The organism is Sphingobium sp. WCS2017Hpa-17 (assembly GCF_031843765.1).
Classification (GTDB): Bacteria; Pseudomonadota; Alphaproteobacteria; order Sphingomonadales; family Sphingomonadaceae; genus Sphingobium.
Genome location: NZ_JAVTIV010000015.1, coordinates 63680 through 89632, shown reverse-complemented (window position 1 = coordinate 89632; position 25953 = coordinate 63680). Strand labels below are relative to the sequence as shown.

The following is a 25953-nucleotide window of genomic DNA, read 5'->3' as shown; positions in this document are numbered from 1 at the left end:
GCACCACCGGGAACCAGCCTATGTCAGACGCTTTCGCCCACGGCACGGTCCATGAAGCCGCGCAAGACCTGCAAGCCGCCCTCCGATCGGACCCACACATCCTCCAGCTTTGGGAAGGCCTGCCCCCGCTCGGCCGCAACGAATTCATCTGCTGGGTCGATGATGCCAAACAGGCAAAGACCCGCGAACGCCGCATCACCCGCACCTGTGAGGAATTGCTGGAGGGCAAGAAGCGCCCCTGCTGCTGGGCGGGCTGCATCCACCGCACCGACAAGGCCCCCGGCACATGGCAGCAGGCCGTCCTGATCGACAAGCAGAAAAAGGGCTGACCGGGGCAACCCGCTACCCCACCAAAATCTGTCCTACACGGCGCCGCGCTGGTAAAAGCCTGTCGGCTCTTTCCCATCGTCAACGCCCGTCCCACCCGACGACAAAACGTAACTTCCTGTCGCCGTCACGCACGGAAATATCAAAATCAGTGGGAAATATGCGAAGTTAAGCCGCGCCGATCCTATCGCGCGGCCCGCCCTCAGTTCATCGCCAGGATCATGTTCCGCACCTGCGGATAGACCTGCTTTTCCCATTTGCTGCCGGAAAACACGCCATAATGGCCGACGCCCGGTTGCAGATGGTGGCGCTTCATATGCGGCCGCAGCCCGGTGCACAGCGCATGGGCCGCCGACGTCTGGCCCACCGCGCACACATCGTCGCGCTCGCCTTCGACCGTCAGCAAAGCCGTATTACGGATCGCGCCCGGATTGACCTTACGCCCGCGCACCGTCAATTCGCCCTTCGCCAGCAAGGTCCGCTGGAACACCATGTCCACGGTTTCGAGGTAGAATTCCTTGGTCATGTCGAGGACCGCGAAATATTCCTCATAGAATGTCTTGATCTTGTCGGCCTCGACCGTCTTGCCGTCGGCGAGCAACTGATACAATTCGCGATGCTGCGACCCGTGCCGGTCCATGTTCATCGCCATGAAGGCCGACAGTTGCAGGAAGCCCGGATAGACCTCCCGCCCGCGCCCGGCATAGCGGAACGGCACGACGGAGATCAGATTCTCCTCAAACCATTCGATCGACTTCTCATTGGCCAGGTCATTCACTGCGGTCGGCGCTGCATTGGGGTCGATCGGCCCGCCCATCAGCGTCATCGACCGGGGCGTCGCCCGGTCCTTGTCCTCCGACATCAGCGCCACCGCCGCCATCGCCGGCACGCAGGGCTGGCACACCGATACCAGATGCGCGCCCTCGCCCAGTTCCTGCAAATACTGGATGATGTAATCGACATAATCGTCGAAGCCAAAGCGCCCGGCTTCCAGCGGCACGTCGCGCGCATTTTTCCAGTCGGTGATATAGACATCATGGTCCTGTAACAGCGTATGCACCGTACTGCGCAACAGGGTGGAAAAATGCCCCGACATCGGCGCCACCACCAATACGCGCGGCTGTTCCGCCTCGACCTCATCCTTCACGAAATGCAGCAGGTCGCCGAACGGCAGTTCCAGCGCAATCTCCTCGCGCACCGACACTTCGGCATTGCCGCTCGTGACGGTATGAATGTCATAGGCCGGCCGCTTGTGGGTCAGCTTGGCCCCCTGAAACACGTCCATCAGCGCGAACATGCGGCGCGGCATCGCCCAGTCGGCCATCGGCCCCATCTTGTCGCGCATGCCCAGCGCGACCTGCGCCCCGAACCGCGCCGGGGCCAGCATGTCATTCAAAGCCTGATAACCGCTGTAGAGCATGCGCATGATGATGGCTGAGCCTTGTCCTGTGAACCCGAAATCGAATCAGTATTTTGATGCAACGCTATACATGCTTTTTATGTTGCGCTGCATCATCATAAATGTGACTTTGGTCTAAGTTAGGAGAGTCACCATGGCGGTCGCGACACTCACTCTGTCCAGCAAGAATTATTCCTCCTGGTCGCTGCGCGGCTGGCTTTTGTGCCGACTCGCGGGGTTGCGGGTGGTGGAACAGATGGTTGCGCTGGATGACCCCGAAAATCGCGCCGAACTGCTGCTTCTCTCCCCCTCCGTGCTGGTCCCCCGCCTGACCCATGAGGGCGCCAGCGTATGGGACACGCTGGCCATCGCCGAATATCTGCACGAACTTTATCCCAATGTCGGCATGTACCCCGCCGATCGGAAGGCGCGCGCCCATTGCCGGTCCGTCTCCGGCGAAATCCATTCCGGTTTCGCCAATCTCCGCTCCGCCCTGCCGATGAACCTCAAGGTCCGGCACAGCAAATTCCCGGTCTTCCCCGGCGCCCGCCCGGATATCGAGCGGGTGGAAACCATCTGGGCCGAATGTCTGGACAGCTATGGCGGCCCCTGGCTGTTCGGCGACGAACCGACCGTGGCCGACGCCATGTTCGCGCCCGTGGCACAGCGCTTCCTCACCTATGCCGTGGCCGTATCGCGCAAATCCGCCGACTATTGCGAAACCATCAACAGTTGGCCCCTGATGCGCGAATGGATAGAGGATGCCCGCGCCGAACCGGACGAGATGATCGAACTCGAAACCGAGTTTTAAACAGCCTTTCCCCCATCGCACCGGGGGGTTAGAGCGGGGCCATGATGACACGCACCTTCGCTCTGGCCCTCGGCCTGACCGCCGCCCTTCCTGTTCACGCCCAGACCGTCGAGCCGGCCCGCCTCGAACAATCGGTCCGCACGCTGGCCTCCGATCTGTTTCAGGGCCGCGCGCCCGGCACCATCGGCGAAGAACGCACGATCGGCTATCTCGTCGCCCGCTTCGAGCAACTGGGGCTGGAACCGGGCGGCCCGGACGGCCAGTGGGTGCAGACCGTGCCCCTGCTCCACACCCGCCTCGGCCAGTCGGAAACCCTGTCGGTTGCCCAGAATGGCGCCGCTGCCCCCTGGACCTTCGGCAAACAAGTCTATCTCTCCACGCTCCAGCCCAAGGACAAGGTCGCCGTCGCCAATGCGCCGATGGTCTTCGTAGGCTATGGCGTCTCCGCCCCCGAACGCGGCTGGGACGATTTCAAGGGCGCGGACCTGAAGGGCAAGGTCGCCGTCTTCCTCATCAACGACCCGGATTTCGAAGCCGCCAAGGGCGAGGACCCGTTCGGCAAGTTCGGCGGCAAAACCATGACCTATTATGGCCGCTGGACCTACAAGTTCGAGGAAGCCGCCCGTCGCGGCGCGATCGGTGCGCTGATCGTCCATGACACGCCGGGCGCCGGCTATGGCTGGAACGTGGTGGTCAGCCCCAGCGGCGAAAATTACGATCTCGTCCGCCCCGCCGACAAGCTGACCAGCCTGCAAGTGCAGGGCTGGGTCGAGGGTGACGCGGCCAAAGCCCTGTTCAGCGGCGCCGATCAGGATCTCGCCACCCTGCGCAAACAGGCCCGCTCGGCGAAGTTCAAGCCTGTCGAACTGAAGGGCGCAACCTTCTCCGCCGCCTTCCCGGTCAAACAGGAAGTGGTGCAAAGCGCCAACGTCCTCGCCCGCATCCCCGGCGCCAAGCGCCCCGACGAAACCGTCATGTATGGCGCGCATTGGGACGCCTATGGCGAAGGCAAGCCCGACGCGCAGGGCCGCATCTACCGCGCCGGCGCCAATGACGATGCGCTTGGCCTCGCCGGTCTGTTCGAAATCGCCCGCGCCTTCAAAGCTGCCCCGGCGCCCGACCGCTCCATCGTCTTCGCGGCATGGACGGCGGAAGAACGCGGCCTGCTCGGTTCCGAACATTATGCCCAGAACCCGGTCTATCCGCTGGACAAGACCGTCGCGAACCTGACCATCGACGTCCTCCAGACCGCCGGCAAGGCGAAGGACGTGATCCTGATCGGCAAGGGCCAGAACAGCCTTGAAGATGATCTGGCCAAATTCGCCACGGCGCAGGGCCGCGTCATCACGCAGGAAAGCCTGCCCGAACGCGGCCTCTTCTATCGCGCCGACCATTTCTCCATGGCCAAGCGCGGCGTGCCCGTGCTGCTGATGATGGGCCTCGCCGGCGCATCCGACATGGTGGAGGGCGGCCGGGCAGCGGGTCAGGCGTGGATCGATGCCTATACCGGCAAATGCTATCATCAGGCCTGCGATGCCGTGGACGACACATGGAAGCTGGACGGCGCCGCGCAAGACGTGGACCTGATGCTCGACATCGGCCGCGACCTCGCCACCTCCACCCGCTGGCCGCAGTGGAAAGCCGGATCGGAATTCAAGGCAGCGCGCGACAAGAGCACGGCGGCAAGGAAGTAACGCAACCTACTCCCCTCCCTTTCAAGGGAGGGGCAGGGGGTGGGTAGCGAGCGCAGCGAGCCTCCTACGAAGGCCCCACCGTTCAAAGTTTGATCCGTTCGCTTCGAGCCCTGCGGCAGCCGAAGGGCTCGAAACGAACGGCCCTTTTTAACCCAACCGATACAACGCGCTCCCATGCGCCGGCAGCATCGCCGACACCCGCTCCGCCTGCTGCCCCAGCGCCGCGCCGGCCCACAAATCCCGCACCGCCACCGGCCCACTCACGCCCAAATCGCGCAACGTGACGCCAACCTCGCGCGGCTTGTCGCCGGTGTTGAACAAAGCGACATAGCGCCCTTTCCCATCCTCCGGCACCGCCGACCAGACCCGCACGCCATCCTCCACGAAATGCGGACAATTGCCCTGGCTCGCCTGATTGACCGCGATCACCTCTCTATTGGTCAGCAACGCCAGCGTCGCCGCATCCAGATGCCGCAAATCTCCGCCCATGATCAGCGGCGACCGCGCGATCGCCCACAAGGTCATCAGCGTCTTCTGCTCATCGGGCGTAAAGCGCGTATCCCGCTCGCCCAGCGCCAGCCGCCCCAGCGGCAGCATGTCCGCATCCGGCCAACTGCCCGGCCCGCGATAAGGCGTCCAGTTCTCCAGCCGGGTAAACTGCGCCTCCAGCATTCCCCAGTCATCCCAGAAGTCATCGGAAATCCGCCACATCTGCGCATATTTGCGCACATGATCGCCCCGGATCACCGGCGTTTCCCCCGGCGACAGGCTGAGAATAATCTGCCGCCCCGTCGCGACGATCGCCTTGTGCGCCGCCTCGATCTCCGGCGCATGGGCGTCATAGGGCCGGCTCATATCGTCCATCTTGACGAAATCGACGCCCCATTCGGCATAGAGGCGGAAGATGCTGTCATAATAGGCCTGCGCGCCCGGCCGCGTCATGTCGACGCCATACATATCCGGATTCCAGGAACAGACGCTGCTCTTGTCCGCCACATCGGCCGCGCGATAGCTGGTGCCCAGGATCGGCAGGTTCGCCTCCACCGCAGCACGCGGGATGCCGCGCATCACATGAATGCCGAATTGCATGCCCAGCGCATGAACCTCTTTCGCCAATTGCGTAAACCCCTTGCCCCCCGCACTAGACGGAAAGCGATTGGGCGCCGGGATCATCCGCCCATAGCCGTCCATCGCCGGCTTGGGCTTCGCATTATAGGTGTAGCTGGATGCGTCCGGTTCATACCACTGAATATCGACCGTGAAGATGTCATAGCCGAACGGCAGCAACTTCTCCGCCATGATCTTGGCGGTTTCGCGCGCTTGGCGCTCGGTAATGGTCGTGGCAAAGCTGTTCCAGCTATTCCACCCCATCGGCGGGCGTGGCGCCAACATGGCCCCACCCCGCTCCACCGGTGCTGCCCCCGCGCGCACTGCTCCCGCAGCCGCAAGCCCTGCCACACCGCCCGCGAGCATCTCGCGGCGGCTGGCCTTCATAGTCATCCTCATCATTTGTCGGAGTTAATAGGACGGCGCTGCGAAATGCAACCTCCGTCATCCCAGCGAAGGCTGAGATCTCATTTTTCTCCAAGACCGAAAAAAGAAAGGGAGATGCCAGCCTTCGCTGGGATGACGAAAAGGGTTAAACTTCAATCCCCGCCAGCCATTCGTCGATCATCGCGCGCCCCGCCGCCACTGCGACAGGACCATGCAGGCCATGATCCGCCCGCAACGCAATCCCGCATTGCTGCGCCACATCCAGATCCGCCCAGAAATGCGTCAGCCAATCCTCGAACCGCGGGTCTTCTCCCATCTCCGCATGAAATTGCAGCGCCAGCACATTGCGCCCGCGCCGAAACGCCTGATGCGCATATTTGGCCGTCGATCCCAGCAATTCGACATTGTCCGGCAAATCGAACGTATCGCTATGCCAATGCAGGACCGGCACGCCGTCGATATGGCGCAGCGGCGACTCCGCCCCCGCCGCATTCACACTCACCGGCGCAAAGCCTAATTCCATATGCCCGCCCGGATAGACCTGCGCGCCCAGCGCCGCCGCGATCATCTGGCTGCCCAGGCACACGCCCAGCGTCGGCCGATCCGCCGACAGCCGCGCCGCCAGCTTCGCGATCTGCACCGGAATCCACGGATGCAGTTCCTGCTCATAGACGCCCATAGGCCCGCCCATCATGATGAGCAGGTCAGGCTCGCACAGGTTCACATCTGCAAAATCGGGACTGGCCACATCGATACGATCGATATGATAACCAGCGGCCTCTATGGGCTGGAGATACCCTGCCGCACCCTCGCGCGGCACATGACGGACGATCAACGCTCTTTTCATTGCTGAGTCGGACGCTAGACAATCCCGCGCGCCACTGCCACCCCAGCCTTTCTTCATGCCGCCAAATCAACGCTATTGGACAATGGTAAAAGCCATGATTTAACGCGGTGCATGAACGCCTTCCGCATCGCCCGCACGGCCATCGCCGCCAGCCTCCTCGCCGGCACCGCCCTTCTCGCCCAATCCCCTGCGAGCGATGACCCGGTGGAAGCGGTCGATCCCTTCATCGGCACCTCTGGCGAAGGCCACACCTTCCCCGGCGCCGTCGCGCCCTTCGGAATGGTGCAATTGTCGCCCGACACCCATGTCGGCCCCGCACGCCAGACCTATAATTGGGCCGCCGGCTACCGCCACGAAGACCCGACGATCCTCGGCTTCTCCCACACCCATTTCTCCGGCGCGGGCCATAGCGACCTCGGCGATTTCCTCGTCATGCCGGTCAGCGGCGACACTGTCCCACTGGAGCCCGGCGACGACAAGACACCGGGCTTCCGCTCCCGCAAGGCCGACGAAACAGCATCCGCCGGCTATTATGCCGTCACCCTGACCGACCCCGGCGTCCGCGCGGAACTGACGGCCGGCACCCGCACCGGCGTCCACCGCTATAGCTTCCCGGCAGGCAAGGCCGCACATCTGGTGCTCGACCTGCGCTCGATCATCTATGACTATCCCGGCAAGATCCTCTGGTCCTCCATCCGCGTCCGCCCCGATGGCACCATCACCGGATCGCGCGAAGTCCGCGGCTGGGCCACCCCGCGCCGCATCTTCTTCGCCATGCGCTTCTCCGCGCCGCTGACCGGGCACCAGTTCGTCAGCACGGAGAAAGACGTCCTCTACAAGGGCTTCAAGGGACCGGGCCGTGGCCCCGAAACGCTCGACTCCCTCTCGGGCCGCGCCATCGTCGCGCAACTCGACTTCGGCCAGCTTACAAAGCCGCTGGAGGTGAAAGTCGCGCTGTCCGGCGTGGACGAAGATGGCGCCATCGCCAACCTCGCCAGCGAAGCGGGCGATTTCGACGCGATCCGCGCGAAGACCCGCACAGCCTGGAACGACGCCCTGGGCGCGATAAAGATCGCCGCCCCCGCCCCCATGCGCCGCAACATCTATACCGCCCTCTATCACAGCCTGATGGCGCCGAGCGTCTGGAGCGATGCCGACGGTCGCTGGCGCGGTCCCGACGATCAGGTGCATGCCGGTGCAGGCTTCACCATGCACTCCACCTTCTCGCTATGGGACACATTCCGCGCCGAACATCCGCTGCTGACGCTGATCCAGCCCGAAACGAAGAATGCCGATTTCGTGAACTCGCTGGTGGCGGGACAGAAGACCAGCCCCTTCGGCATCCTCCCCGTCTGGCAGTTTGGCGGCAAGGAAACCTGGACCATGATCGGCTATCACGCTGTCCCGGTGATCGCCGACGCCTGCCTGAAAGGCATCAGGGGCATCGACTGCGCCGCCGCGCTCAAAGCCATGGTCGCCAGCGCCGACTATGCCCCCTATGGCGGCCTCGGCGACTATATGAAGCTCGGCTACGTCCCCATCGACCGCGAACCCGAAGCCGCGTCCAAAACGGTCGAATATGCCTATGACGACTGGACCATCGCCCGCCTCGCCCGCCAGTTGGGCGACAGTGCGACCGCCCAGCGCTTCGAGAAACGCGCCCAGAACTGGCGCAACAGCTTCGATCCCAAAACCGGCTTCCTGCGCGCGCGCAAGGCGGACGGCAGCTTCCGTACCCCCTTCGATCCCACCGCCATCAACTATGGGTCCGATTATACGGAGGGCAATGCCTGGCAATATAGCTGGTTCATGCCCCATGATCAGGCCGGTCTGTTCCGCCTGCTGGGCGGCGACGCCAAGACCGTCGCGAAACTCGACGCCATGTTCGACTATGACAACAGCAAGATCGACTATAGCCATGCCGAGGATATATCCGGCCTGATCGGCCAATATATCCATGGCAACGAACCCAGCCACCATGTCGCCTATCTCTACAACTATGCGGGCCAGCCCTGGCGCACGCAGGAGCGGCTGAAACAGATCGTCGAGAGCCAGTATAAGCCCACGCCCGACGGCCTCGCCGGCAATGACGATCTTGGCCAGATGTCCGCCTGGCTCGTCTTCACCGCGCTCGGCTTCTATCCGGTGGCACCCGGCAGCAACGAATATGTGATCGGCCGCCCCTTCGTGGACCGCGCCGACATGGCGCTCCCCAACGGGAAGCGCTTCACCGTGACGGCAGACGGCCTGTCGGACGCCAATCGCTATATCGGCAAGGTGACGCTGAACGGCAAACCACTGGACCGCAGCTACATCACCGACGCCGAAATCCGCGCCGGCGGCGACCTCCACTTCACCATGCAGGCGACGCCCAACAAGACATGGGCCACTGGCGTGAAGGCACGGCCGTTTTCGATGACGGGTTATGGGCGGTAAACATGGGCTGGTTCGATTGGCTGATCGGTCAAAGGCGAGTATCCGTCACCAATGACGAAGGGCCTCCTCCCTACGTGCCTTTAGCCACCGCCTATGGAACACTCTCAGGAGTCGCGCCCGCGTCTCGCTACCGAAATGATGGTGAACCGGGATGGGAGTTGAACCTTCACACCCATCTCGGTGATGACCAAGCGCCGCACCGCCCGCTGATCGAGAAACTGTCTGACGCTTATCGGGAATTTGCCATCACCCTTCCAACATGGGAACGATATGAGGATTTCGTTGAAGGAGTAGCGCATGTCGATGGGCATGACGTGGACATCTATTACGAAACTACGTTCAGCTATCTCAACTTCTGGTGCGCCGAGCGGGCAGCACTTGATCGTCTCCGTAGCGCCCTCTTGACCTTGTAATTCAAATCATCGCGAACGCCCGCACCGGAAACGTTCCCATTCCCACCACCTTGGGCGGCACCGCCGTAAAGGCGAACCCGCCCTCCGGCAGCGCCCCCAAATTGGTCATATGCTCGCAAATCAGCACGCCCGCGCCCAGCAGTTCGCGATGCACCGGCCGCCCGGTGCCGGGCCTTGTATCGTCGATATTATGGCTGTCGATCCCGACCAGCTTCGCGCCCCGCTCCACCAGCCACCGCGCCGCCGCCTCGGTCAGGAAGGGATGCTCTTCGAAATAGGCGGGAGTCCGCCAGTGCCGGTCCCAGCCGGTATGCACCAGTACCGCCCGCCCCGCCACGTCGATCCCGTCCAGATCGGCCGCATCGGTCGCCAGCCCCACCGTCTCGAACGGCCGCCGCACCACGATCGCGGGCAGGCTCGCCAGCCGGCCAAGGTCCAGCATCGACAGGTCGTCGCCCTCCTCGAACCGGTGGAACGGCGCATCCAGATAGGTGCCGGTATTGGACACCATATCGATCCGCCCCATTTGGAACGCGCTGCCATCGGCATAGTTGGCGCGCGACTGTTCGCGGGTCCAGTAATCGCAGATATGCGGCGGCGCGACGCCCTTGTACGTCTGCATGCCATGTTCGATCGCATGGCTCAGGTCGATGAAACGGGTCATGAAGGCGATAATCTCCGGCGGCCGATCCGCCATAGGGTGACGAAGCCGACGATGCTCCAGATGATATTCAGCACCATCGACGGAAAGGCGCCATGCCACCATGTGTTGAGCACGAACAGGGCGGCACCGACCGCATTGAGCCACTGAAACGTCGCCGATCCGCCCGACAGGCGCCCGGTCGACACCCCGACATAGGCCGCCAGCACCAGCAACGCGCCGGTCCAGCCGGCAATCTCCACGAACAACGCCATGCCCGCCCCAAAAGAAAAAGGCTCCTCCCACCCGGAAGAAGCCCTCTTCTCTTAACTCAGCGCGTCAGCCGATCAAGCGGCCAGCTTGCGCAGCACATATTGCAGGATGCCGCCGTTCAGGAAATAATCCAGCTCGTTGACGGTATCGATGCGGCACAGCGCGGTGAAGGTGAAGGTCGAACCATCGGCCCGCTTCACGATCACCTCCACATCCTGACGCGGCTTCAGGTCCGCGACGCCCTGAATGGTGAACGTCTCGTCCCCCGTCAGGCCCAGCGTATCGCGCGTATCGCCATCCTTGAACTGCAACGGCAGCACGCCCATGCCGACCAGATTGGACCGGTGGATACGCTCGAAACTCTCCACGATCACCGCGCGAACGCCCAGCAAATTGGTGCCCTTAGCCGCCCAGTCGCGCGACGATCCGGTGCCATATTCCTTGCCGCCAATGACGACCAGCGGCGTGCCATCCGCCTTGTGCGCCATGGCCGCGTCATAGATCGGCATGACCTCGCCCTCATAACGGGTCATGCCGCCCTCGACCCCATCCAGCATCAGATTCTTGATGCGGATATTGGCGAAGGTGCCGCGCATCATCACCTCATGATGGCCACGCCGTGAGCCGTAGCTGTTGAAGTCCGCCTGAGCGACCTGATGCTCAGACAGCCACTTGCCCGCGGGCGACGATGCCTTGATCGACCCGGCCGGCGAAATATGGTCGGTGGTGATGGAATCGCCGAAGATCGCCAGCGGCTTCGCCTCGATGATGTCCGTCACCGGCGCCGGCGTCATGCTCAGCCCCTCGAAATAAGGCGGATTGGCGACATAGGTCGATCCCGCGCGCCACTTGTACGTGTCAGACCCCGTCACCTCGATCGCCTGCCAATGGGCGTCGCCCTTGTAGACATTGGCATAGCGCGCCTGAAACATCGGCCGATCGACGGCGCCCGCGATGGTGGTTGCGATCTCGTCATTGGTCGGCCAGATGTCCTTCAGATACACGTCGTTACCCGCCGTGCTGACGCCGATCGGCGTGGTCAGAAAATCCTCGATCACCGTGCCCTTAAGCGCATAGGCCACCACCAGCGGCGGACTGGCAAGGAAGTTCGCCCGCACATCCGGCGACACGCGCCCTTCGAAATTGCGGTTGCCCGAAATCACGGCCGCCGCGACCAGCCCATTATCGTTGATCGCCTTGCTGATCGGCTCGGCCAGCGGCCCCGAATTGCCGATGCAGGTGGTGCAGCCATAGCCGACCAGATTGAAGCCGATGGCATCCAGATGCGACTGCAAGCCAGCCTTCTCCAGATAATCGGTCACGACCTGGCTACCGGGCGCAAGGCTCGTCTTGACCCAGGGCTTGGGCTTCAGGCCCAGTTCGTTCGCCTTCTTGGCGACGAGGCCGGCGGCGATCAGCACGCTGGGATTCGATGTGTTGGTGCAACTGGTGATCGCCGCGATGGTGACGTCTCCGTCGCCGATATCGAACGCCTCACCCTCCACCGGCACACGGGCCTGTTCCTTCTTGTAGGTCTTGGCCATGTCGGCATTGAACACGTCATCGACCTCCGGCAGCGCGACGCGGTCCTGCGGGCGCTTCGGCCCGGCGAGACTTGGCACGACGGTACCCAGATCCAGTTCCAGCGTGTCGGTGAAGATCAGGTCCGCGTCCGGGTCGATCCAGAAACCCTGTTCCTTGGCATAGGCTTCGACCAGCGCGATATTGTCGTCGCTGCGCCCGGTCAGGTGCATATAGTCGAGCGTCTTCTGGTCGATGCCGAAGAAGCCGCAGGTCGCGCCATATTCCGGCGCCATGTTCGCCAGCGTCGCCCGGTCCGCCAGCGACAGGGTGCCAAGGCCCGGACCGAAATATTCCACGAACCGCCCCACCACGCCACGCGCGCGCAGCATCTGGGTACAGGTGAGGACGAGGTCGGTGGCGGTCACGCCTTCCTTGAGGTTGCCGGTGAACTTGAAGCCCACGACTTCGGGGATCAGCATCGATACCGGCTGGCCCAGCATCGCTGCCTCCGCCTCGATGCCGCCCACGCCCCAGCCCAGCACGCCCAAACCGTTGATCATGGTGGTATGACTGTCGGTGCCGACGCAGGTGTCGGGATAGGCGACCGTCGCGCCATCCGCATCGACCGAAGACCACACGCCCTGCGCGATATTCTCCAGATTGACCTGATGGCAAATGCCCGTGCCCGGCGGCACGGCGTAGAAATTGGCGAGGCTCTTGCTGCCCCATTTCAGAAAATCGTAGCGCTCCATATTGCGCTGATATTCGATCTCCATATTCTGCTCGAACGCCTTGGGCGTACCGAACTCGTCGACCATCACCGAATGGTCGATCACCAGATGCACGGGCACCTGCGGATTGATCTTGGCGGCGTCCGCGCCCAGCGCATTCATTGCGTCGCGCATCGCTGCCAGATCGACCACGCAGGGCACACCGGTAAAGTCCTGAAGCAGCACGCGTGCCGGCCGATACTGGATTTCCCGCTCGGCCTTGCCCTTGTCCTTCTGCCAGTCGACGATCGCCTGGATATCCTCGACCGTGACGGTGACGCCATCCTCGAAACGGAGCAGGTTTTCCAGCAACACCTTCATCGAAAAAGGCAGTCGCGACACATCGCCCAGCTTCTCGGCCGCCTTCTTCAGCGAGTAATAACCAATGTCCTTGCCACCGACATCCAGCGTGTCGCGCGTGCCAAGTGTATCCTGTCCGATTGCGGTCATAAGATGTGCGTCTCCTCGCATGGCCTCGGCCCAGGGATGACGCGTTTCCACCAGAGGCTCCCCGAACGGCAATAAACAACCGCACGGCAAGGTGGCAGGGAGCGCCCCAACCCATGGTCGAAGCAGATATGTCCCGATGCTGCGGTGCCATAACATTTGATCGGTTCAAATCAAATGGCATTGCAGTCTGAAACCCTTATGTAGGGATACGTTTCGCCCCTTTAAACGTTGCATCGGCAGAAAAGGGAAGACAGTCATGGACACAGCTTTTTCGCGCGGTGAACCTGCGATAATTGCTATCAATCCGCAATATTATCAGGGCCGCAAAACCCACTGCCCCGACTGCGGCGGCAACCAGTGGATCGTCGGGCGCGTAGTGGCCGAATGCGCCCATTGCGACACCCCCCTGCCCCTTGCTGCATCGCAACATCGCGCGTGGTTCGGCGGTGCCACCAATTCCCTCATCCCTACCCGTTCGTCCTGAGTAGCCGCTGAGCCCTTCGACTGCCTGCTTGCAGCAGGCGCTCAGGGTAAACTTCACCAGAGGTGAAGTCGAAGCGGCGTATCGAAGGATAGCGCAGATCGCCCACTTCGATATGGGACTTCGACAAGCTCAGTCCCTGCTCAGGGCGAACGGATCAATTTTAACTCTAACCACAAACGACAAGGCCGCCGCCACACTCCCCGCATGAAGCGGACAGCATGGCAGCGGCCTTATCACCAAAGGGCCTTAGCCCCCGGCGCAGATCAATGCGCGGCGGGCGGTGCGAACTTGGTCAGGTCGATGCCCGTGACGGCGCTCCGATACTCGTCCATGTTCGGTGTGCGGCCAAGAATGGTCGACAGCACCACCAGCGGAGTCGAAGCCAGCAGCGACTCCCCCTTCTTGTTGGCGGTGTCTTCCACGACGCGGCCCTGGAACAGGCGGGTCGAGGTGGCGAGGACGGTGTCGCCCTTCGATGCCTTTTCCTGATTGCCCATGCACAGGTTGCAGCCCGGACGCTCCAGATAGAGCATATTTTCATATTCGGTGCGGTTGCTGGTCTTGGGGTTCACGTCATCGAACTCGAACCCGGCATATTTCTGAAGAACGTCCCAGTCGCCTTCGGCCTTCAGTTCGTCGACGATGTTGTAGGTCGGCGGAGCGACGACCAGCGGCGCCTTGAACTCGACCTTGCCCTCGGTCGCTTCGATGTTCTTGAGCATCTGGGCCAGAATCTTCATGTCGCCCTTGTGCACCATGCACGATCCGATGAAGCCCAGATCGACCTTCTTGGTGCCGCCATAATAGGACACGGGGCGGATCGTGTCGTGGGTGTAGCGCTTGGACACGTCGGCATTGTTGACGTCCGGGTCGGCAATCATCGGTTCGTCGATAACATCCAGATCGACCACGACCTCGGCGAAATATTTCGCATTGGCGTCGGGCGTCAGCGCCGGCTTCTCACCCGAGCGGATTTCGGCGATGCGCTTGTCGGCCAGAGCGATCAGACCCTTGAGCGTACCGGCGGCATTTTCCATGCCCTTGTCGATCATGATCTGGATGCGCGACTTGGCGATTTCCAGCGATTCGATCAGCGTTGCGTCTTCGGAGATGCAGATCGACGCCTTGGCCTTCATTTCGGCCGTCCAGTCGGTGAAGGTGAAGGCCTGGTCGGCCAGCAACGTGCCGATATGGACTTCGATGATGCGGCCCTGGAACACATTTTCGCCGCCGAACTGGTGCAGCATCTGCGCCTGCGTCGCGTGGACAACGTCGCGGAAGTCCATATAGGGCTGCATCTTGCCCTTGAACGTGACCTTCACCGACTGCGGGATCGGCATGGTCGCCTCACCGGTCGCCAGCGCCAGCGCAACCGTGCCAGAGTCCGCGCCGAACGCCACGCCCTTCGACATGCGGGTATGGCTGTCGCCGCCGATGATGATCGCCCAATCGTCCACGGTGATGTCGTTCAGCACCTTGTGGATGACGTCGGTCATCGCATGATAGACGCCCTTGGGGTCGCGCGCGGTGATCAGGCCGAAATTATTCATGAAGCTCATCAGCTTGGGGATGTTGGCCTGCGCCTTCTTGTCCCAGACCGATGCCGTGTGGCAGCCCGACTGATAGGCGCCATCGACCAGCGGCGAAATGACGGTGGCCGCCATCGCTTCCAGTTCCTGCGCGGTCATCAGGCCCGTCGTGTCCTGCGACCCGACGATATTCACCTTCACGCGCACGTCCGAACCGGCATGCAGCACCTTGCCCGGCGTCACGCCCACGGCGTTGCGGTTGAAGATCTTTTCCACGGCGGTCAGGCCCTGGTCCTCGACCGTGATTTCCTTGTTCGGCGCGAACACCTTGGGCGCTTCGATACCCAGCGTCTCGGCGGCGAAGGTCTGGAGCTTCTTGCCGAAGACGATGGCATAGCTGCTCCCCGCCTTCATGAACTCCATCTTCTGCGGCGTGAAGGACGCGGCGACATCGACCAGTTCGTTGCCGGCCTCATCCGTCAGCTTCTTGTTCTTGACGTCGATCTTCAGCACCGTGCCGGTCGCGACCGAGAAGGCCTCTTCCAGCACCGGATTGCCGTCATTGTTCAAAATGACCTTGCCGTCCGGACCGGTCATCTTGACCCAGTTCTTCAGGTTGAGGCCGATGCCGCCGGTCACGTCCACGGTGGTCGCGAAGATCGGCGAAATGCCGTTGGTGCCCGCGACGACCGGCGCATAGTTGACGAAGGGCACATAGGGGCTCTGCTGCTTGCCGGCCCACAGCGCCACATTGTTGACGCCTGACATGCGCGACGAGCCGACGCCCATCGTGCCCTTTTCGGCGATCAGCATCACGCGCTTGTCGGGATGCTGGATCTTGAGCGCCTGAATTTCCTGCTGCGCGGCCGGCGAGATCATGCACTGGCCATGCAGTTCGCGGTCGGAACGCGAATGCGCCTGATTGCCCGGCGACAGCAGGTCGGTCGAAATATCGCCTTCGCCGGCGATGAAGGTCACGACCTTGATCTCGCCCTCGACGTCGGGCAGCTTCACGAAGAACTCAGCGTTGGCGTAGCTTTCCAGCACATCCTTCGCCACCGCATTGCCCGCCTTATAGGCGTCGCGCAGGCGGAACATGTCGGCGTCATACAGGAACACCTGGGTCTTCAACACATCGCCGGCCTGCTTGGCCAGAGCGGCGTCATCGCCCAGCGCAATATCGAGCAGCACGGCGATCGAGGGACCGCCCTTCATATGGCTCAGCAGTTCCAGCGCGAAGGCCGGGGTGATTTCCGCGACGGTGACGTCGCCCAGCACGATCTTCTTGAGGAAGTCGGCCTTCACGCCCGCAGCGCTCGTGGTGCCGGGCAGCGTGTTATAGATGAAGAATTGCAGCGCGTCGGCGCGATGTTCGCTGCCCGCATCCTCGATCAGCGTGATGAGGGCTGCCACCAGTGCGCCATCGTCGATCGGCTTGGGCGCGAGTCCCTGAGTCTTACGGCTTTCGATTTCGGCCAGATAATCCAGGTAAATGCTCATCTCGTTCCCAACGTCATATAAAGTGCACGGAGTCGACGCGCAGCGCCACTTGCCGACTTATATGCCCGGTCCGGGAGCTGACGCCGCCCCGGTACGCCAAGAGACGCGAATTGGCAAGCCGCCGCAGCGCAGCAAAATGTTGCTGCCAACCGGCCAAATCGGCCGAAAACCGCGGTTTTTCTATTACTCTGAGTAAAGAATGGACTTAAGTAGGACGGCTATCCCCGCGCCTTCTCCGCCGCGATCCACCCGTCGATCTGGCTTTCCAGCACGGTCAGCGGCACCGCCCCCTGCGCCAGCACCGCATCATGGAAGCGCCGCAGGTCGAACTTCGGCCCCAACGCGGCCTCCGCCTTCGCCCGCAGCGCGCGTATCCTGATCTCGCCCAGCTTGTAGCCCAGCGCCTGACCGGGCCAACTGATGTACCGATTGACCTCCGCATCGATATTCGCGTCCGATAGGGCACTGTTGGCCTTCATGAAAGCGACCGCCTTCGCCTTGTCCCATCCCTTGGCATGGATACCCGTATCGACCACCAGCCGACAGGCCCGCCACATCTCGTAGGACAGGCGCCCCATCATCTTCTCGGGCGTGTCGTACAGGCCCATCTCTTCGCCCAGATATTCGGTGTAGAGCGCCCACCCCTCCACATAGGCGGTGAACCCCGCCAGATATTTGCGGAACGGCGGCAACGGCAATTCCTGCTGCAACGCGATCTGGTTGTGATGGCCCGGCACCGCCTCATGCGCAGTCAGCGCGGGCACTTCCCAGAAAGGGCGCTGGTCCAGCTTCGACGTATTGACCCAATAGGTGCCCGATATGCCGCTCTCCGGCGCACCCGGCCCATAATAGGCCGTCGTCGTCCCTTCCGCCTCCGCCGCCGGGATCGCCTTCAACCCATAGGGCAGGCGCGGCAGCGTGCCGAAATAGCGCGGCAGCAGCCCGTCGATCGTCTTCGCCTGCCGCGCCGCGACGCGCAGCAATTCCTCCGGGGTCTTCGCATAATAGCTGGGATCGGTGCGCAGATGCTGGATATAGGCAGCGCGACTGGGATAGCCGGCCTTGGCCGCAATCTCGTCCATCCGCTTGCCGATCCGCGCCACCTCATCCAGCCCGATCTGGTGAATCTGGTCCGGCGTCAGGTCGGTCGTCGTATGCGCTTTGACCCGGCTGGCATACCAGGCCGCGCCACCCGGCAGGGCCGACGCACTGTCGTTCTTGCGGCAATTGGGCAGATAGTCGGCCACGAACAGGTCATGCCATTTGCGATATTCCGGCGTCAGCACGTCGCGGATGATGGTAACGGCCCGCGCCTGCATCGCGCTCCAGTCCGCGTTGCTGATATCGCGCGGTTTCGCTCGCTTGAACGGCTCGTAGAAGCGCGTGTCCTCCGGCTTGCCATCGACAATACCGCTGATCGTCCCGGCATAATTTTGCAGCACCGAACAGGGCTGGACATAGCCGCCCTTGATCGCCTGCCGCGTAATTGCGAGCGCATCGCCATTCTGCTTGGGATAAAGCGCCAGCCGCTTGAGATAGCTGTCATAATCGGCGCGATTATAGAAAGGCAGGCCGTCCGCCATGCCCGAAAAGCCCTGATGCCAGCCATAATAAGTGGTGAACAGCATCAGCCGCTCGGCCGGATGCCGGTCACTATCGATATCGTCGCGCAGCATCCACAGCAGCACGTCACGATTCACCCGGTCAGCGGCGTCGAGTTGATCCACCGACACCGCCTCCAGCCGCGAGACGAAGCCCTGCTCGGCCTTCACCTGCGCATCGCGCGCGGCCAGCGACATGTCATAGATGCGATCGTCATAATCGCGCACGCCCCGCGCCGTCGCCTCGACCGGATGGGTCGACAGATACCAGGCCCAATGGTCATCAATGACCTTAGTCAACTGGTCGTGTGGAGTCGTCTGCGCCTGAACCAGAACGGGGGCGGACACGGCGATGAGGAAAGAAAGAATCTTGCGCATGGACGCAATGGTTCGCGCGTCCCGCCCCTTTTGGCAAGGGGCCTGATCCGACAATCAGGCGGCGGCCACGCCTTCCGCCTCGACTATACCATCGCCGGCATAATAGCCCTGCACCCGCACCCGCTTCTCGACATGATCCACGGGCACGCGGAGCAGCACAAGGCGGTAACTGCCGCCCAGATCACGCTGGAGCAGGAAACCGGCCTCGTCACGCAGCAACCTGCCAGTCTCGTCCACTCCAGCGCCAATCTCCGTCATGCCGTCAGTCTATAGCATCCTTGATTCCCTTGCCAGCCAATACGCCGAGCACCAGAAACAGCACGAACACGGCAATAGCGATGAAGAAAAGGATTTTGGCGATGCCGACGAAAGTACCGGCCGCGCCGCCAAAGCCCAGCAGGGCCAGCACGGCGGCGATGACGAGGGAAATGATCGCGAGCTTAATCATGGAAAGCGTCCTTCCGTGGGAGGGTGATGCCGCTTCAACCGACGATCCTGCCACTTGTTCCGCCTCCGCCACGAAGATGGATAATGTCGGATTAAGGTCGATTTTCAGACGCTTGATTGAACAATCCCGAACGACCAGCAGTTGTTACCGGATCGAAAGGAGAAGGCGATGTCGAACAATCATGCCATCAGTAAGCTGGACGATCTGATCACGACCCTGATCGACAGTGTGAAGGGTTATGAACATAGCGCCGACAAGGTGAAGTCCGCCGAATATCAGATTCTCTTCCGCGATCTGGCGAGCGAACGCACCAAAGCCGTCGACCTGTTGCAGGCCCGCAGCCGTGCACTGGGCGGCAAGCCTAATGAATTCGGCTCCATGGCCGGCACCGTGCATCGCCGTATGGAGGACATCTTCGTGGCGCTGGGCGGCGGCGACAAGGCCGTCATTCAGGCGATCGATCGCGGCGAGGATTATCTGCGCGAGGAATTCGAGCGGGTGCTGAAGGATGAGGCGATCGACGTCGAAACCCAGGCCATCGTGCGCCAGGCGCATGAATCCGTGGCCCATGGCCATATGGTCGTGAACGGCCTCAAGGACCAACTCGCCACGGCGTGACCGCGCACCGATTTGCTCTTAAAAGCAACGGCATCCTGCACCTGTTCAGCATGACGATTTGCGGCGGAGATAATAAAGGAAATTCAACAGAAAGGCGGTTCCGTCAAGGCCGTCAGACCCACCCCTCCAGCACCTGATTGGGCGGCCGATGGCCGTCCACCCAGGTACGGATATTGGCGATGACCCGCGCACCCGTCGCATCGCGCCCCTCGAACGTCGCCGACCCCATATGCGGCAGCAGCACGACGTTGGACAGCGCCAGCAGCCGCGCATCCACCGCCGGCTCATGGGTATAGACGTCAAAGCCGGCTCCGGCGATACGCCCCTCGTCCAGCGCCGCGATCAGCGCCTGCTCGTCGGTAATCTCGGCCCGCGACGTGTTGATCAGATAGGCGTGCGCCGACATCAGCGCGACCCGGCGCGCGTCAATCATCCCACGGCTGTCTGCATTGAGCGGACAATGGATCGACACGATATCGCTCGCACCAAGCAGCCCATCCAGATCGCCATACCATTCCGCCTCCAGTTCCTGCTCGACCTCGAAGGGCAGGCGGTGGCGGTTATGATAGGCGATAGACAAGCCGAAGGCACGGGCACGCCGGGCGACGGCGCGGCCAATGCGCCCCATGCCGATGATCCCCAGCTTCTTGCCGCCGATGCGATGGCCCAGCATGCCTGACGGGCTCCAGCCGCGCCATTCGCCGGTGCGCACCAGCTTCTCCCCTTCCGCCAGTCGCCGGGGCACAGACAGGATCAGCGCCATCGTCATGTCCGCCGTATCCTCGGTCAGGACGCCGGGCGTATTGGTGACGATGACGCCCTTCTTCCGCGCCGCCGTCAGGTCGATATGATCGACTCCGCTGCCGAAGCTGGCGATCAGTTGCAGCCGCTCCGGCGCACCCTCGATCAGACTCGCGTCGATCTGGTCGCTGATACAGGGGACCAGCACATCGCATTGGGCCATCGCCCGCGCCAGTTCGGTGCGGTTCATCGCAACGTCGCCGACATTGAAGCTGGCGTCGAACAATTCGGCCATGCGCGCCTCCACATTGGGTGGCAGGCGGCGCGTGACGATGACGCGCGGCTTGGCGGGACGCGGTTTTCTGGCCATGCCCTCGCCGCTATTCCTGCCTGCGCGCCCGGTCAAGCGGATATGGCGCGGCGGGCAAGATCAGCGCTTGTCGCGGCGCCCCGGCAGGGAGTAAGGGACAATCATGGGTGACATCGGCAATGGGTCTGGATTGAAGCGTCTGCTGCTGGGCGTGGGCGTGGCTGCGGCTTTGGCAGCAGGCGGCGCAGCGCTCGCCGGCCCGGCCAAGAAGACGCCCTATTGGGCATCGCTCTCGCATGACGAAGCGCGCATGCGCGTCGGGCCCAGCCTCGACTATCCGTCCAACTGGATCTACCGCCGCCGCGACCTGCCGGTGAAGGTGGTGCAGGTGCTGGGCCTGTGGCGCAAGGTGGAGGATGCCGACGGGGCGCAGGGCTGGATGCACGTCCGCCTGCTCAGCGACACGCCGACTGCCATCGTCCGCGCCGAAGAAGCCCCTTTACGCGAATCCGCCAGCGACGGCGCCCGCGCGCTGTTCCGTGCCCAACGCGGCGTTGTCGGCCGCCTCAGCGACTGTTCGGGCAGTTGGTGCGCCTTCGATGCGAAGGGCCAGCGCGGCTATGTGAAGACCAGCGACATCTGGGGCGCGACCGACAAATAGAGCGTTTTCCAGGCAGGTTGAATCACCTGCTGACTCGGAGCCGTAAGGCCAGCGCAGCTAAAATGCGGATCGGCTGCTCGGGCGCCGCGCCCTGTAGGATATTTTCATGCGCGAATAGGACATGATGTTACGCACAGGCCTGAACGCAAAAAGCCCAAATACCTGTCCAACTCGCTGTCTCAATGCGGCGTCGCGCGCCCTTTCAGCATTGTCTCGGTTTAAAGAAAAGGGGGCCTCAGCCCCCTTCCCCTCTTACCATTCATACGCCTTGGGCATCGCCCCTTCCGTCGGCGTGGCATAACGGTCGCGCAGCTTCGTCTGGCGATTTTCCAGCGGCTGCTGGACCCCGTCGATCCACACCGCGACCGGCGCCGACGTCATTTCCAGCGGGTCGCCGTCCCAGATCACCACATCACCCGCCTTGCCGGTCTTGAGCGACCCGAAGCGATCGCCCAGCCCCATCGCCTCGGCCGGGGCCGACGTGATGGTGCGCAGCGCCTGCCCCCAGCTCAGCCCGGTCGCGCCCGGAACCTTGGTCAACGCGACCATATTGCCCGCCTGTTGGGTCGCCGCGCGCAATTGCAGCGCGTCGTCGCCGGTCAGCAGCCCCATGGACACGCTGACGCCCGCCTTCACCATCCGGCCCACATTGCTCTGGGTCGCGGCCAGCTTCTCGAAGCTGGATGGCAGGTCTTCCAGCCCCGCAGTAATAACCGGCACCTTGGCCGCCGCGATCTGCGGCGCGACCATCCAGCCTTCGGTCGCCCCCGCCAGGATCAGCTTCAGCGCCGGGAAATCCTGCCGCAGCGACAGCACGGTCAATATGTCGCGTGCACTCTCGACATGCACCATCAACGGCATCGTGCCGGTCACCACCGGCACCAGCGCCTCGGCATCGACCCGGTTCAGCAACGCATCCCGCGATCGCCCGTCATAGCTGGCCGGCGCCCTGGCAAATTCCTGCGCCTCGCGCAGCATCATGCGGAATGTCAGGACGGTTGCCGCGCGGCTCCCCCCGGCCTCATCCGCGCCGGCCTCGCCCATTTCGACATATTGGAACGCGCGCGCCTTGGTGATCGGATTCACGTCCGCCCCCAAATCGACTACCGCGCCCTGCCCGGCAAAAATGCTGGTCGCGGCAACCGGCGCGACCACGGCGCGGGTCACGCCAGCGGTGCGGCTGATCGCGATCGGGTTGGCGAAGGGGTTGATCGCCGGCGCCACGTCGATCGCTGCCGAGAAGGGAGACTTGGTCGCGCGCATGTCGTTGGTTTCCCGCACTCCCGGCACTTCGGCCAGCCCGACGCGCGAGAAGCCCGACACGATACCCGGCGTCACCCATTTGCCGCCGGCATCGACGGTCTTGGCCCCGGCAGGAACGGCCACACCCGCCCCGGCCGCGACGACCTTGCCGGCGGTGATGACCACCGTGCCATTCTCGATCGGCTCCGACCCGTCCCCGATCGCCAGCTTCGCGCCGGTAATCGCGATAGACTGCGCCAGCGCAGGGGTGGAGATGGCGAACAACAGCCCCCCCAACAGCGTTCGGGCTGAGCCTGTCGAAGCCCCGGTCTTCTTCGCAAGGAGAGAAAGGGTCTGCATCATTTCACGTCTCCCGCGCCGATCTGGCCCAGTTCAAAGTCGGTCACCGGCCGCAGCTTGGGATTGCTGCTATCATACATCAGCGCCCCGTCGACCCAGACCTTCTCCGGCCGCGTATAGGTGCTGAAGGGATTGCCATTCCACAGCACGACGTCCGCCATCTTGCCGACCTTCAGGCTGCCGGTTTGCTGGTCGATGCCCATAGCCCGCGCAGGATTGATGGCGAGCCAGGTCCAGGCCGCCTCGTCGGAAATATTGATCCCCATGCGCCGCCCCGCGCCCAGAGCCTTGGCGGCTTCCTGATTCAGGCGCTGAATCCCGTCCTGATCGTCACTGTGCACGATCGCGCAGGCACCGGCCTGATGCACCAGCGGGACATTCTCCTTGATCCCGTCATAGGCTTCCATCTTGAAGCCATACCAGTCGCCCCACATGGCCGAGCAGATGCCATTCTCGCGCAGCAGATCGGCAATCTTGTAGCTTTCGACCGCATGGTGGAAGGCGGTGATCCGGTAACCGAACTCCTTCGACATATCGATCACATTGGCCATCTCGTCCGCGCGATAGCAATGGTTGTGGACCAGGATCTTGCCTTCCAACACGTCGGCCAGCGTCTCCATGCCCAGGTCGCGGGTCTGGTCCTTCCCGGCCGCACGCTTCTTCTGATATCCGCGCGCCTTGATCCAGGTCTGGCGATCGACCGCCATATTGCCCATGCGGGTGCTGGGTTCGCGTCCCTTGCCGCCATAGACGCGCTTGGGATTTTCGCCGCACGCCATTTTCAGGCCATAAGGCGCGCCCGGAAACTTCATCCCCTGCTGGGTGCGGGCGGGGACATTCTTCACCGTCACGCTGCGCCCGCCGAACAGGTTGCCCGATCCGGGCAGAATCTGAAGCGTCGTCACACCGCCATTGGCCAGCGCGCGGCCGAAACCGGGATCTTGCGGCCAGATACTATGTTCGGCCCACACATGCGGCGTCACCGGCGAAGTCATCTCATTCCCATCCGACAGCGCATCCACGCCGGGGGAGGCATAGACGCCCAGATGGCTGTGAATGTCGATCACGCCCGGCGTCACATATTTGCCGGTCCCGTCGAACACCGCGATATCGGCCGGGATCGGCGTATCCGGCCCGCCGATCGCGACGATCCGGCCTTCGCTCAGGAAGACCACACCCCCGTCGATGCGCCCACCTTCTCCGTCGAAGATGGTGGCATTGCGGATCACCGTCGGCCGCCCCGGATAGGGCTTATAGGTGGAAGGATAGGGATTGTCGGGCTCAGCCGAAGACCCCTGCGAAGCGGGCTGTGCCTCCTTCTCCTTCTTCGCCGCGACCGGGCCAGCGGTTCCCGCCAGCAACGCCGCGATCAGCAGCAGTCTGCCGCTCATGTTCATGCCTTTTCCTCCGAACCGATCAGATCGAGATGCATCAGCCGCTTCACATAGGGGGAGACGAGCAGCACTAATCCCCCCACCACGATCGCGAACCAGCCGATGCGGGTATAGACGTCCAGCACCTGCGTGACGTTACCCGCCTCGCCGCTCCCCGTCGCGCGGGCGATGAGGCCCGCAATGAAATTACCCGCCGCCATGGCAAGGAACCAGGTGCCCATGACCAGCCCCACCATCGACGACACCGACAGGCGCGTCATGGCGGACAGCCCCACCGGCGAGAAGCAAAGCTCCGCCATGGTGTGGAGCAGATAGATCAGGAATACGAAGATGACCGGCGTGAGATTCTCGCCCGCCATTGCCGCGCCCGCGACCAGCACAAGGAAGCCCGCGCCGCACAGCACCAGCCCGATACCGAATTTGGCGGGCGAGGACGGCTCCAGACGCCGCTTGTCAAGGAAAGTCCACAGCACCGCAAAGAGCGGCGCGAGCAGGATGATGAAGACCGAATTGACCGACTGGAACAGCGAGGCCGGCACTTCCCAACCCAGCATATTGCGGTCGACATTGCGGTCGGTGAAGATGTTGAGCGACGATCCGGTCTGCTCGAACAGGCCCCAGAAGAGCGGGTTGAGCGCGATCAGGAAGAGCGCTGCAAACATGCGATCGCGATCGACTTTGCCCAGCGTGCCGACCGTCCGCCAGAGGATATAGACGACCGTCAGGGCCGAAAAGCCCAACAGCGCATAACCCAGCAGTTCAGCATAGCGAATGACCAGCCAGATGGCGGCTACGCCCAGCGCCGCCGCCAGATAGATGATCCATTCCTGGCTAAGCCCGGTGGCCGTACGCGCACGCAATTGCTGCGGCGCCGGCGGTTCGCCCTTACCCAACAGCCAGGGTTTCAGCCACACGAACATGACCAGCCCCGCCAGCATACCGACGCCAGCCGCGCCGAAACCCCAACTCCAGCCCCACAGTTCGCCGAGCAGGCCGCAGACGATCGGCCCCAGCATCCCGCCCATATTGATCCCCATGTAGAAGATGGAGAAGGCGGGATCGCGGCGATGATCGTCGCGGGCATAAAGTTCGCCCACCAGCACGGAGATATTGGCCTTCAGGAAACCGGTGCCCACGATGATCGACGCCAATGCCAGATAGAAGCCGTTGAGGAACAGCGGGTCTTGCCCGCCCGGCCCTTCGGTAATCGCGATGAGGAAATGGCCGATGGCGATGAACACACCGCCGACCAGCACCGCCTTGCGCGGCCCCAGAAACCGGTCGGCCAGATAACCGCCGATGACCGGCGTGATGTAGACCAGCGAGGTATAGGCGCCGTAGAGGAGATAGGCCTTGTCCTCACCAAAGAGGAAATGTTTGGTGAGGTAGAAGATCAGGATGGCGCGCATCCCGTAATAGGAGAAACGCTCCCACATTTCCGCGAAAAAAAGCAGATATAGCCCACGCGGATGGCCGAGCCAGGTTTTCCCTGCCTCGGCGGAAATCATGTCCGAAGTCGCCATTCGGCACCCTTTGCTTATTCTTGTGTCCGGCCCGCCATGCTGGGGGCCGCTTATGGGGGCGAACCTAGAGCGGATCGGTCCGCCCT

22 protein-coding genes are annotated in these 25953 nt (G+C 62.8%); 8 read left to right on the top strand and 14 right to left on the bottom strand.

The window, feature by feature from the left end; genetic code table 11:
- Positions 1 to 20 precede the first annotated feature (20 nt).
- Complete coding sequence (locus RQH62_RS18130) at positions 21 to 329, top strand: YdeI/OmpD-associated family protein (RefSeq protein ID WP_311270122.1); 309 nt, start codon at positions 21 to 23, stop codon at positions 327 to 329.
- Positions 330 to 529: 200 nt separating this feature from the next.
- Here the strand turns inward: RQH62_RS18130 and RQH62_RS18125 are convergent, their stop codons facing one another.
- A complete protein-coding gene (locus RQH62_RS18125; RefSeq protein ID WP_311270121.1) occupies positions 530 to 1753 on the bottom strand; it encodes a polyhydroxyalkanoate depolymerase in 1224 nt (407 codons plus the stop codon).
- Positions 1754 to 1880: 127 nt separating this feature from the next.
- On the opposite strand from RQH62_RS18125, the gene RQH62_RS18120 reads away from it, so the two are divergent.
- Complete coding sequence (locus tag RQH62_RS18120; RefSeq protein WP_311270120.1) at positions 1881 to 2537, top strand: glutathione S-transferase; 657 nt, start codon at positions 1881 to 1883, stop codon at positions 2535 to 2537.
- Between the two features lie 44 nt (positions 2538 to 2581).
- A complete protein-coding gene (locus RQH62_RS18115; RefSeq protein ID WP_311270137.1) occupies positions 2582 to 4231 on the top strand; it encodes a M28 family metallopeptidase in 1650 nt (549 codons plus the stop codon).
- Between the two features lie 147 nt (positions 4232 to 4378).
- Here RQH62_RS18115 and RQH62_RS18110 read toward each other — a convergent pair whose 3' ends face one another.
- Together RQH62_RS18110 and RQH62_RS18105 are read right to left on the bottom strand one after the other, a co-directional pair.
- The gene (locus RQH62_RS18110) at positions 4379 to 5731 is read right to left on the bottom strand and encodes a glycoside hydrolase family 27 protein (protein ID WP_311270136.1); all 1353 of its coding nucleotides are present in this window, start codon (positions 5729 to 5731) and stop codon (positions 4379 to 4381) included.
- 139 nt (positions 5732 to 5870) lie between these two features.
- Positions 5871 to 6572 carry a glutamine amidotransferase gene (locus RQH62_RS18105; protein ID WP_311270119.1) on the bottom strand — a complete coding sequence of 234 codons (702 nt, stop codon included), beginning with the start codon at positions 6570 to 6572 and terminating at the stop codon, positions 5871 to 5873.
- A 111-nt stretch (positions 6573 to 6683) separates the two neighbouring features.
- Between RQH62_RS18105 and RQH62_RS18100 the strand changes: the two genes are divergently transcribed.
- Positions 6684 to 9008 (top strand): GH92 family glycosyl hydrolase, encoded by a 2325-nt coding sequence (locus RQH62_RS18100; protein ID WP_311270118.1) that lies wholly within the window; start codon positions 6684 to 6686, stop codon positions 9006 to 9008.
- Between the two features lie 2 nt (positions 9009 to 9010).
- The gene (locus RQH62_RS18095; protein ID WP_311270117.1) at positions 9011 to 9421 is read left to right on the top strand and encodes a hypothetical protein; all 411 of its coding nucleotides are present in this window, start codon (positions 9011 to 9013) and stop codon (positions 9419 to 9421) included.
- A gap of 1 nt (position 9422) precedes the next feature.
- On the opposite strand, the gene RQH62_RS18090 is transcribed toward RQH62_RS18095, so the two are convergent.
- The 3 genes from RQH62_RS18090 to acnA all read right to left on the bottom strand — a co-directional run bounded on the left by RQH62_RS18090 (position 9423) and on the right by acnA (position 13078).
- Positions 9423 to 10085 carry a cyclase family protein gene (locus RQH62_RS18090; RefSeq protein ID WP_311270116.1) on the bottom strand — a complete coding sequence of 221 codons (663 nt, stop codon included), beginning with the start codon at positions 10083 to 10085 and terminating at the stop codon, positions 9423 to 9425.
- A complete protein-coding gene (locus RQH62_RS18085) occupies positions 10082 to 10336 on the bottom strand; it encodes a hypothetical protein (protein ID WP_311270115.1) in 255 nt (84 codons plus the stop codon). The genes RQH62_RS18090 and RQH62_RS18085 overlap by 4 nt, the downstream gene beginning before the upstream one ends.
- A 72-nt stretch (positions 10337 to 10408) precedes the next feature.
- The gene (gene acnA / locus RQH62_RS18080) at positions 10409 to 13078 is read right to left on the bottom strand and encodes an aconitate hydratase AcnA (RefSeq protein ID WP_311270114.1); all 2670 of its coding nucleotides are present in this window, start codon (positions 13076 to 13078) and stop codon (positions 10409 to 10411) included.
- 256 nt (positions 13079 to 13334) lie between these two features.
- Here acnA and RQH62_RS18075 point away from each other — a divergent pair, with 256 nt between their 5' ends.
- Positions 13335 to 13562, top strand: a complete 228-nt coding sequence (locus tag RQH62_RS18075; RefSeq protein ID WP_311270113.1) for a hypothetical protein — start codon at positions 13335 to 13337, stop codon at positions 13560 to 13562.
- Positions 13563 to 13825: 263 nt separating this feature from the next.
- Here RQH62_RS18075 and RQH62_RS18070 read toward each other — a convergent pair whose 3' ends face one another.
- The 4 genes from RQH62_RS18070 to RQH62_RS18055 form a co-directional block, all read right to left on the bottom strand.
- Positions 13826 to 16591 (bottom strand): bifunctional aconitate hydratase 2/2-methylisocitrate dehydratase, encoded by a 2766-nt coding sequence (locus RQH62_RS18070; RefSeq protein WP_311270112.1) that lies wholly within the window; start codon positions 16589 to 16591, stop codon positions 13826 to 13828.
- A 218-nt stretch (positions 16592 to 16809) separates the two neighbouring features.
- Entirely contained in the window at positions 16810 to 18570 is a 1761-nt protein-coding gene (locus RQH62_RS18065) for a DUF885 domain-containing protein (protein ID WP_311270111.1), read from the bottom strand.
- Between the two features lie 54 nt (positions 18571 to 18624).
- Positions 18625 to 18828 (bottom strand): DUF5818 domain-containing protein, encoded by a 204-nt coding sequence (locus RQH62_RS18060; protein ID WP_066603497.1) that lies wholly within the window; start codon positions 18826 to 18828, stop codon positions 18625 to 18627.
- A 4-nt stretch (positions 18829 to 18832) separates the two neighbouring features.
- Complete coding sequence (locus tag RQH62_RS18055) at positions 18833 to 19018, bottom strand: DUF1328 domain-containing protein (protein ID WP_120250451.1); 186 nt, start codon at positions 19016 to 19018, stop codon at positions 18833 to 18835.
- Positions 19019 to 19186: 168 nt separating this feature from the next.
- Here RQH62_RS18055 and RQH62_RS18050 point away from each other — a divergent pair, with 168 nt between their 5' ends.
- Positions 19187 to 19636, top strand: coding sequence for a PA2169 family four-helix-bundle protein (locus tag RQH62_RS18050; protein ID WP_311270110.1), 450 nt, complete (start codon positions 19187 to 19189; stop codon positions 19634 to 19636).
- Between the two features lie 112 nt (positions 19637 to 19748).
- Here RQH62_RS18050 and RQH62_RS18045 read toward each other — a convergent pair whose 3' ends face one another.
- On the bottom strand, positions 19749 to 20747 hold the full coding sequence (locus tag RQH62_RS18045) for a D-glycerate dehydrogenase (RefSeq protein WP_311270109.1): 999 nt from the start codon (positions 20745 to 20747) through the stop codon (positions 19749 to 19751).
- Positions 20748 to 20850: 103 nt separating this feature from the next.
- Here RQH62_RS18045 and RQH62_RS18040 point away from each other — a divergent pair, with 103 nt between their 5' ends.
- The gene (locus RQH62_RS18040) at positions 20851 to 21348 is read left to right on the top strand and encodes an SH3 domain-containing protein (RefSeq protein WP_311270108.1); all 498 of its coding nucleotides are present in this window, start codon (positions 20851 to 20853) and stop codon (positions 21346 to 21348) included.
- Between the two features lie 252 nt (positions 21349 to 21600).
- Here the strand turns inward: RQH62_RS18040 and RQH62_RS18035 are convergent, their stop codons facing one another.
- From RQH62_RS18035 to RQH62_RS18025, 3 genes are read right to left on the bottom strand one after another with little or no spacing between them, the layout of a single operon-like run.
- Entirely contained in the window at positions 21601 to 22950 is a 1350-nt protein-coding gene (locus tag RQH62_RS18035) for an amidohydrolase family protein (RefSeq protein ID WP_405053567.1), read from the bottom strand.
- Positions 22950 to 24347, bottom strand: coding sequence for an amidohydrolase (locus RQH62_RS18030; protein ID WP_311270106.1), 1398 nt, complete (start codon positions 24345 to 24347; stop codon positions 22950 to 22952). The genes RQH62_RS18035 and RQH62_RS18030 overlap by 1 nt, the downstream gene beginning before the upstream one ends.
- Positions 24344 to 25867, bottom strand: a complete 1524-nt coding sequence (locus RQH62_RS18025) for a peptide MFS transporter (RefSeq protein WP_311270105.1) — start codon at positions 25865 to 25867, stop codon at positions 24344 to 24346. The genes RQH62_RS18030 and RQH62_RS18025 overlap by 4 nt, the downstream gene beginning before the upstream one ends.
- Positions 25868 to 25953 lie beyond the last annotated feature (86 nt).

Excerpts from the sequence above, each read along its gene's own strand:
- acnA (WP_311270114.1), bottom strand. The coding sequence starts at position 13,078 with ATGACCGCAATCGGACAGGATACACTTGGCACGCGCGACACGCTGGAT.
- RQH62_RS18095 (WP_311270117.1), top strand. The coding sequence starts at position 9,011 with ATGGGCTGGTTCGATTGGCTGATCGGTCAAAGGCGAGTATCCGTCACC.
- RQH62_RS18040 (WP_311270108.1), top strand. The coding sequence starts at position 20,851 with ATGGGTGACATCGGCAATGGGTCTGGATTGAAGCGTCTGCTGCTGGGC.
- RQH62_RS18125 (WP_311270121.1), bottom strand. The coding sequence starts at position 1,753 with ATGCGCATGCTCTACAGCGGTTATCAGGCTTTGAATGACATGCTGGCC.
- RQH62_RS18115 (WP_311270137.1), top strand. The coding sequence starts at position 2,582 with ATGACACGCACCTTCGCTCTGGCCCTCGGCCTGACCGCCGCCCTTCCT.
- RQH62_RS18030 (WP_311270106.1), bottom strand. The coding sequence starts at position 24,347 with ATGAACATGAGCGGCAGACTGCTGCTGATCGCGGCGTTGCTGGCGGGA.
- RQH62_RS18050 (WP_311270110.1), top strand. The coding sequence starts at position 19,187 with ATGTCGAACAATCATGCCATCAGTAAGCTGGACGATCTGATCACGACC.
- RQH62_RS18045 (WP_311270109.1), bottom strand. The coding sequence starts at position 20,747 with ATGGCCAGAAAACCGCGTCCCGCCAAGCCGCGCGTCATCGTCACGCGC.
- RQH62_RS18065 (WP_311270111.1), bottom strand. The coding sequence starts at position 18,570 with ATGCGCAAGATTCTTTCTTTCCTCATCGCCGTGTCCGCCCCCGTTCTG.
- RQH62_RS18130 (WP_311270122.1), top strand. The coding sequence starts at position 21 with ATGTCAGACGCTTTCGCCCACGGCACGGTCCATGAAGCCGCGCAAGAC.
- RQH62_RS18025 (WP_311270105.1), bottom strand. The coding sequence starts at position 25,867 with ATGGCGACTTCGGACATGATTTCCGCCGAGGCAGGGAAAACCTGGCTC.
- RQH62_RS18120 (WP_311270120.1), top strand. The coding sequence starts at position 1,881 with ATGGCGGTCGCGACACTCACTCTGTCCAGCAAGAATTATTCCTCCTGG.
- RQH62_RS18070 (WP_311270112.1), bottom strand. The coding sequence starts at position 16,591 with ATGAGCATTTACCTGGATTATCTGGCCGAAATCGAAAGCCGTAAGACT.
- RQH62_RS18035 (WP_405053567.1), bottom strand. The coding sequence starts at position 22,950 with ATGCAGACCCTTTCTCTCCTTGCGAAGAAGACCGGGGCTTCGACAGGC.
- RQH62_RS18075 (WP_311270113.1), top strand. The coding sequence starts at position 13,335 with ATGGACACAGCTTTTTCGCGCGGTGAACCTGCGATAATTGCTATCAAT.
- RQH62_RS18085 (WP_311270115.1), bottom strand. The coding sequence starts at position 10,336 with ATGGCGTTGTTCGTGGAGATTGCCGGCTGGACCGGCGCGTTGCTGGTG.
- RQH62_RS18055 (WP_120250451.1), bottom strand. The coding sequence starts at position 19,018 with ATGATTAAGCTCGCGATCATTTCCCTCGTCATCGCCGCCGTGCTGGCC.
- RQH62_RS18105 (WP_311270119.1), bottom strand. The coding sequence starts at position 6,572 with ATGAAAAGAGCGTTGATCGTCCGTCATGTGCCGCGCGAGGGTGCGGCA.
- RQH62_RS18100 (WP_311270118.1), top strand. The coding sequence starts at position 6,684 with ATGAACGCCTTCCGCATCGCCCGCACGGCCATCGCCGCCAGCCTCCTC.
- RQH62_RS18060 (WP_066603497.1), bottom strand. The coding sequence starts at position 18,828 with ATGACGGAGATTGGCGCTGGAGTGGACGAGACTGGCAGGTTGCTGCGT.
- RQH62_RS18090 (WP_311270116.1), bottom strand. The coding sequence starts at position 10,085 with ATGACCCGTTTCATCGACCTGAGCCATGCGATCGAACATGGCATGCAG.
- RQH62_RS18110 (WP_311270136.1), bottom strand. The coding sequence starts at position 5,731 with ATGACTATGAAGGCCAGCCGCCGCGAGATGCTCGCGGGCGGTGTGGCA.